At 50.2% G+C, this 6,381-nt stretch carries 4 protein-coding genes; 2 read left to right on the top strand and 2 right to left on the bottom strand.

The features are described 5' to 3' along the window. The first annotated feature begins 48 nt into the window (after nt 1-48). Both ACFFJP_RS02745 and ACFFJP_RS02740 read left to right on the top strand, forming a co-directional pair. Nucleotides 49-969 (top strand): dihydrodipicolinate synthase family protein, encoded by a 921-nt coding sequence (locus ACFFJP_RS02745; protein ID WP_377240247.1) that lies wholly within the window; start codon nt 49-51, stop codon nt 967-969. 375 nt (nt 970-1,344) lie between these two features. Continuing rightward, on the top strand, nt 1,345-3,513 hold the full coding sequence (locus ACFFJP_RS02740) for an exo-alpha-sialidase (protein WP_377240245.1): 2,169 nt from the start codon (nt 1,345-1,347) through the stop codon (nt 3,511-3,513). A gap of 374 nt (nt 3,514-3,887) precedes the next feature. Here ACFFJP_RS02740 and ACFFJP_RS02735 read toward each other — a convergent pair whose 3' ends face one another. Both ACFFJP_RS02735 and nagB read right to left on the bottom strand, forming a co-directional pair. After that, nucleotides 3,888-5,195 carry an ABC1 kinase family protein gene (locus ACFFJP_RS02735; RefSeq protein WP_377240243.1) on the bottom strand — a complete coding sequence of 436 codons (1,308 nt, stop codon included), beginning with the start codon at nt 5,193-5,195 and terminating at the stop codon, nt 3,888-3,890. 355 nt (nt 5,196-5,550) lie between these two features. Further along, on the bottom strand, nt 5,551-6,363 hold the full coding sequence (gene nagB, locus ACFFJP_RS02730; RefSeq protein WP_377240240.1) for a glucosamine-6-phosphate deaminase: 813 nt from the start codon (nt 6,361-6,363) through the stop codon (nt 5,551-5,553). Nucleotides 6,364-6,381 lie beyond the last annotated feature (18 nt).

The following is a 6,381-nucleotide window of genomic DNA, read 5'->3' as shown; positions in this document are numbered from 1 at the left end:
ATACCTGGCTTCGCGGCCGTTCCCTGTTATCAACTCAAGAGACATCTTATGAACAAAATTAATGGATTGATTTGCGCCCCTTTCACGGCTTTTGACAAAAATGGCGAGCTGAATTTAGACGTGATCCCACGTTACGCACAAACATTGGCAAACAATGGGATTGAAGGAGTATTTATCAACGGCTCTTCTGGCGAAGGACAAATGCTGACTGAAGAAGAGCGGATGATCGCAGCACAAGCCTGGTGTAAAGCGGCACCAGCAGGCTTCAAGGTGATAGTGCATGTTGGTGGCAACAGTGTTAAAGCAAGCAAGCTGTTAGCCGCCCATGCTGCCAAAGCCGGTGCTTATGCGACCAGTGTAATGGGCCCAACCTTTCCGAAAATTAATCGTATTCAGGAGCTCGCAGATTATTGTGCTGAAATCGCCAGTGGCGCTCCCGAGCTACCGTTTTACTACTACCATATCCCGGCATTTACCGGTATCAACCTCTCGATGCTGGAACTGTTAAAGGCCGTCGATGGCCGCATCCCGAATTTCGCTGGTATCAAATACACCTTCGAAAGCTTATTTGAATATTCATTGTGTCATCGTTACCAGGGCGGCAAATTCGACATCCTGCATGGTCAGGATGAAACATTGTTAGCTTCTCTGGCAATGGGCGGCGCTCAGGGCTGTATTGGCGGCACTTTTAACTATGCGGCGGGTTTATATGTGAAGATCCGTGACGCTTATGCCAAAGGTGACATGGTATTAGCGCAACAACTACAACAAAAGTCATGGGACCTGATTGAAGTGATCTGTCGTTACCGCGGCAATATTGTGGCCGGCAAACAAATCATGCGGCTGCTGGGTTTAGATTTAGGCCCGAACCGCACACCATTTCAAAACATGACTGACGCAGAGTTCGCGAAAATGAGTGAGGAACTCAGTGCGATTCATTTCGCTGATTTTGCTATCAAGTTAGCTTAATCATCCGGTAAAAAAGCGAAGATCTGCAAGAGATCTTCGCTGCTCTCATTGATTACATTTCTCACTTCCCTGCTCAAATTCACACAATTTATAAAAAAAATTCACCTTTTTGATTGATCATTTTTTGCGCAAAAGCTATTGTCATATACACCTGTTATACCATCACACCTTTAGTGTGATGCGATAGTTAGGTAATTTAATGATCAACAGAAGGATAAAATAATGCGTAAAGTCCTTGGGGCTATTGCTGTGCTCTGCTGCGCGATGTCGTTTGCAAGCCATGCGAGTTTGCAAAGTTATGATGCAGGAAATATAAACCCGAATCCGACAGCCCAAGGATGGGCTCCTGACCGCTCACTCAGCGGAACAGGTGCCGTGGATACTACAACCGGCGAACCGCTTTATCTGGTGGATGGCATAAACGGCCGCAGCGAATGGCGAATGGTGCCCAGTGCGGCAGTCAATAGCGCCGCAACCAGTTTTGGTTGGCACTACATGGTTGAAATGCGGGTATTAGAAGGCGGGTATTTCACCAATTACTACGCCAACGGTGTGAAAAGATATCTCCCGATAGTCTCATTAAATAACGGCAGATTAGAAGTCACCCTAGTGGGGCATGCGCAGACCACACCATTTGTGATTGCGACCGGAGTGGATGCCACAGCTTTCCATAGGTATGAGATCGTCACGCTGCCAAACAGCAACGGCATGGCTAGTTTTTATGTTGATGGCCGTTTGATAGCCAAAGACTGGTCAGGCGCAAGTACGACCCAAAACTTTGTCACCTGGGGCAACGGCTCTTCCGGTGTCAGTGGCAAAGCTTTGTACCGGGACGTGCGATTTGAGGTACATGGCGATGCGGTTTTTGCATCACCCGACCGGATCCCATCGGTGATTTCTACTAAAGACAACAGCGGCGTCGTTGCGATCTTTGCAGAGCAGCGCATTGGTGGCGGTGACCCCGGGAGTTCCAGTAACACCAACAACATCATTGCCAGAGTCTCCACAGATTTTGGTCTGACCTGGGGGGCATCAAATAATATCTCTGCCCCAGCCAACATCAACAACGGTTTTGACTTCTCTGATCCTCGGCCGATGCTGGATGAAGTCAACCAGAAACTGGTGGTCGCTTATGCCAAATGGCCGACCAATGCCGCTCAAAACGGTGATGTGATCAAGCCTTGGCTGGATAATGCATTATTAGTTAACGAGTTCGATTTAGTGAGCCGGACATGGTCTCTGCCTGTTCAGCTGCCAAACCCTGATGTCAAAGAACAGGGTCTGCAAATAGTCGGATTGGCAGGTTCGCAGGTGTTTAGCCGTGCCAGTAATCTGGTCATCAGTGATACCTGGCAGCTCGCTGCAAACCTGCGGATCGCAGCAGGCGCCGCCAATATCATCTCGGTTTCGAACGGCAGCAAACTGTTTCAGGCGAACTTTATTCGCACCGCATCCGGTAGTCTGGCCGTTCAACTCAATGGTGTGGCAACGACTTACCCGTTAAAAAATGCGAACGACAGACCTTTTGCATTTTTCGACATGGACATCGCTTACAGCCCTGCTTCACAGACCGCGACTTTAACAGTTGATGGCGCTACCGTCGCAACCTGGACTGGACAAATCAGCACCAGCAGTTTAGTCCGTTTTGGTAATAATGACGCAGCAGTGGATGGGCGCATGCATCTGGCAAACATTGAACTGACGAAAAATGCCGCTCTCAGCTTTAAGTTCGATGCCGCAGCATTGACAGTCTTGAACCCCGCAACCAACCAAACTACACCTGAATCGCAGGGCTGGAGCAAAACAACGCAAGGCCGCGGTTTTAGCCAGTACGGCGACTCCAGTATCAATCCGGGACCGGGCCATGGCATTGCTTTAGCCAAACAAAAGTTCAATCAGGGAGAGCACAATGGTCGTTTGATTTACCCGGCTATTCAACTCGATAAAAGCTTCCTGAACGTTGTTTCCATTTACAGTGATGATAATGGCCAGCAATGGCAATATGGCGATGAGTTACCGCTGCCATATCAATGGTCTGGCACAACACTGAAAACACTGGAGCCCAGTGAAGCAGATATGGTGGAACTCACCGATGGCCGGTTGCTGATGACCGTGCGTCTTGACTTTAATCAGGTCGTCGGGACTGTCAATTACGGCCCCCGCTATCAGTTTGTCAGCGATAACGGCGGCGAAACCTGGAGTATGCTGAGTGGGAACGGCGCCAATGTTTTTACCAATCTCAGTACCGGTACCGTCGATGCGTCTATTACCCGCATTGAACAAACGGACGGCTCCAGTTACCTCGCATTTACCAACCCTATCGGTGATTTAACCACGCACGCTGGCCGGACAAATCTAGGTTTATGGCTTAGTTTTGACGAAGGGCAGACATGGAAGGGACCACTGCAGTTAGTCAGCGGAGGCTCTGCGTACTCAGACATTATCCAAATCAATGACTCGCAAATGCTGGTGATCTTTGAGGATAATTCAAGCCAGATCCGCACCATGCGTTTGCCGATCCATTTATTACGTCAGCTGCTGTAAGCAGAAAGGCCTCGGATAGTTTATATCCGGGGCCGTCTCCGATGATTTTCACTCTTGCTGAGTAACTTGGACTGCAAAAAAAGCATTGGATGGTAGACAGCGAAGGTAGAAGATAACCCGAAATAACCATCGGCTGAGTAGTTTGAAGTCTCTTCAAACCACTATTGTTAAATCCACTTACCGATGTCTGAAGCAAACGTATTGCATTAGCCTAAAAGTGAGACTCACGAAAAAAAAGAATGGCGATTTTGCCTTATTTGCGGGCGTTCGGTTTATCCGAAATTCATTCTCAAAGATCAGTTCATATTTATCCAAGTTACAAAATCTGGTTGTGACAGCGATACCAGCCAGTCTGACAGGCTTTGCTGGCAAGCTTATAAAAACGGCTCCAGCAAGGCTCGCACTGACACTTTGGCTTGCAGCTGTTTGGCCAGCAAAAATAAACCTGCCATTTTACGATGTAAAAACAACGCATCGACCGGTGGTGTATGCCAGTAGCGCAAGCGGGTCGATAGCTGTAATCCGGCGTCGCGCATGCGCGGCGCTAAATCAGAAGCGGCAAAATCATACACAGCTTGTTGCAGTGGCTCCGCAGCCAGGCTGACCAAATCCAGCACGGCTTGTTGCTGGGCTGGCACTATGTCGGTGCCGAAATAACCAATTTGTTGCAGCGCCTGCAATTGGATGGATTGGTCTTGTTGCAGTAAGCCACGGAACAGCTGCCGATAGCCGTCACTGACCGTTGGGCTGTAATCACGACAGGCACCAAAATCCAGCAAGACCAGCTGATTGGTGGCCAGATTGTAGCGGTAGTTGGCAAAGTTCGGGTCGGTTTGGACCAGCCGGAAAGAAAAGATCTCCAGAAATAACAGCTCAAACAAATCACTCATCACGCCATCACGCAGCGTCTGCGGCTGGCGGCTTAACTCGTCCAGCGCGACGCCGTCGACAAAGCCCATGGTCAGAATATGGCGACTGGACAGCTCAGGGTATAACTCTGGGAGTAAAAAGCGTTGATCAGCGGCGAGCAGCTGCTGATAGCGCTGCAGGTAGCGGGCTTCCTGCAGGTAATCCGCTTCCTGATGCAACTGTTGTTTCGCTTCGGCCAGCAACGGGTCGATAGCCAGCCCTTGCGGCAGCAACCCGCTGATGCGTAATAAGGTCGCCACATTATCCACATCGCTGTCGATACTGGTGCTGATACCCGGATACTGGATTTTCACGGCCAGCGGCCGGCCATTGTCATGGTTTGCTGCATGCACCTGGCCAATCGAAGCAGCCGCCAGCGGCGCAAAACTAAAGTGACTGAATTGACGTTGCCAGTCCGCGCCCCATTCTTGCTTCAGCACAGCAGCCAGTTGGGCCGGCAGCATCGGGCTGCCATGCGCTCTGAGCTGCGCCAATATGCCACTGAGCGCCGGCGGCAACAGGTCGCCGGCATCCATCGACAACAATTGGCCAAGTTTCATCGCCGCGCCACGCATATGCGCCAGCTGCTGCGTGACGCGTTTTGCATTGGCTGGCGTCAGCAAGACTTGCTGTAGCGCCGGTTTTTGGCCTTGCGCCAGCTGTCGGGCGCCTTCGGCTAACATGCCACCGGCTACTCTGCTGGCTAAACTAGCCAGGCTGCCAAATCGCGCCAGCCGGCTGGTGGGAACTTTACTGCTTTTGGCGGTGGTCATATTCAGATGTTTGTTGCAAAGCCATACTGCAGGTATACGAGCAAAGCGCGGTGACAGGCCAGTCGCCCGCCAAAAAAACGCTAAAGCACCTGTTGTTGCCCGGCAGCGCACGGGGGAAGGTCACGGGGATGTCTCGAAAGTTTCGAAAGCAGATATTTGTATATTTTCCAAAACGTCCGCTTTCAGTGAAAAGCTACGATTTGGCTATCTCCAATGTATTCATCAGCTTCTGCCACAAATCGTCTATCCAACGCTAGTAATTACATTGGTGACATTAAAATCTGTATGAAATTGCCGCGAGTAACACGGCACCTTTTTTCAAAGGCACGGCTTTACGGGCAATCAACCCGCGAACTCATGACTCAGCAATAAACTGCAGGCCATAGATTTCAATCATTCGTTGGTTTTCCTGCTCAGCCACTTTGAGGTATTGCTGGTCTGAGATCAGCGATGCTGCCGCTTTATCCAGAACAACTATCGCGTGCTCGTGCATCTGCAAAACGGACGCCGGGCAATAGGCCGATACCGGCCCACAGACCATTTGCCTGACCGCTTCCGCTTTGCCAAGCCCCGTTGCTATTAAGAGTACATACCTCGCATCCATAATAGTGGCGATGCCCATCGTCATCGCCATCGTTGGTTGCACTTCATCCGGACTGAACAACCGGCTGTTGTCTGACATTGTTTGCGCTGTCAGCGTCTTCAGGCGGGTCCGCGAGGCCAGACTGGAGGTTGGTTCATTAAAACCAATGTGACCGTTACTGCCGATGCCGAGGATCTGTAAGTCAATACCGCCTGCGGCTGCAATGTGTTGTTCATACTCAAGTCCAACAAGGCGTGGATTTTGCCCCTGGCTACAGGCCGGTAAATGCGTGTTTTGCAGGTTTATATCGATATGATTAAACAGCTGTGTTTGCATGAAACTGCGGTAGCTTTGTTTATGCGCAGGCGCGATATCAAAATACTCGTCCAGATTGAACGTCGTACAGTTGGCAAAACTAATTTTCTGCTGTTGGTATAACTGAATCAATTCCTGATAGAGCCGGATCGGGGTAGAACCGGTCGCCAAACCCAGCACAGGTCTGGTTTTATGTACCAGTAATGCCTGCACCCATTTTGCCGCTTCACGTGCCGTTTGTTCAGCGTCATCACACAGCACTATTTGCATGTCAGCCTCTTTATCTGG

Origin of the sequence: Rheinheimera tilapiae (assembly GCF_042432165.1) — a bacterium.
Taxonomy (GTDB): Bacteria; Pseudomonadota; Gammaproteobacteria; order Enterobacterales; family Alteromonadaceae; genus Pararheinheimera; species Pararheinheimera tilapiae.
The sequence above is the reverse complement of the archived record's forward strand: the minus strand, read 5'-3'. Positions and strand labels throughout refer to the sequence as shown.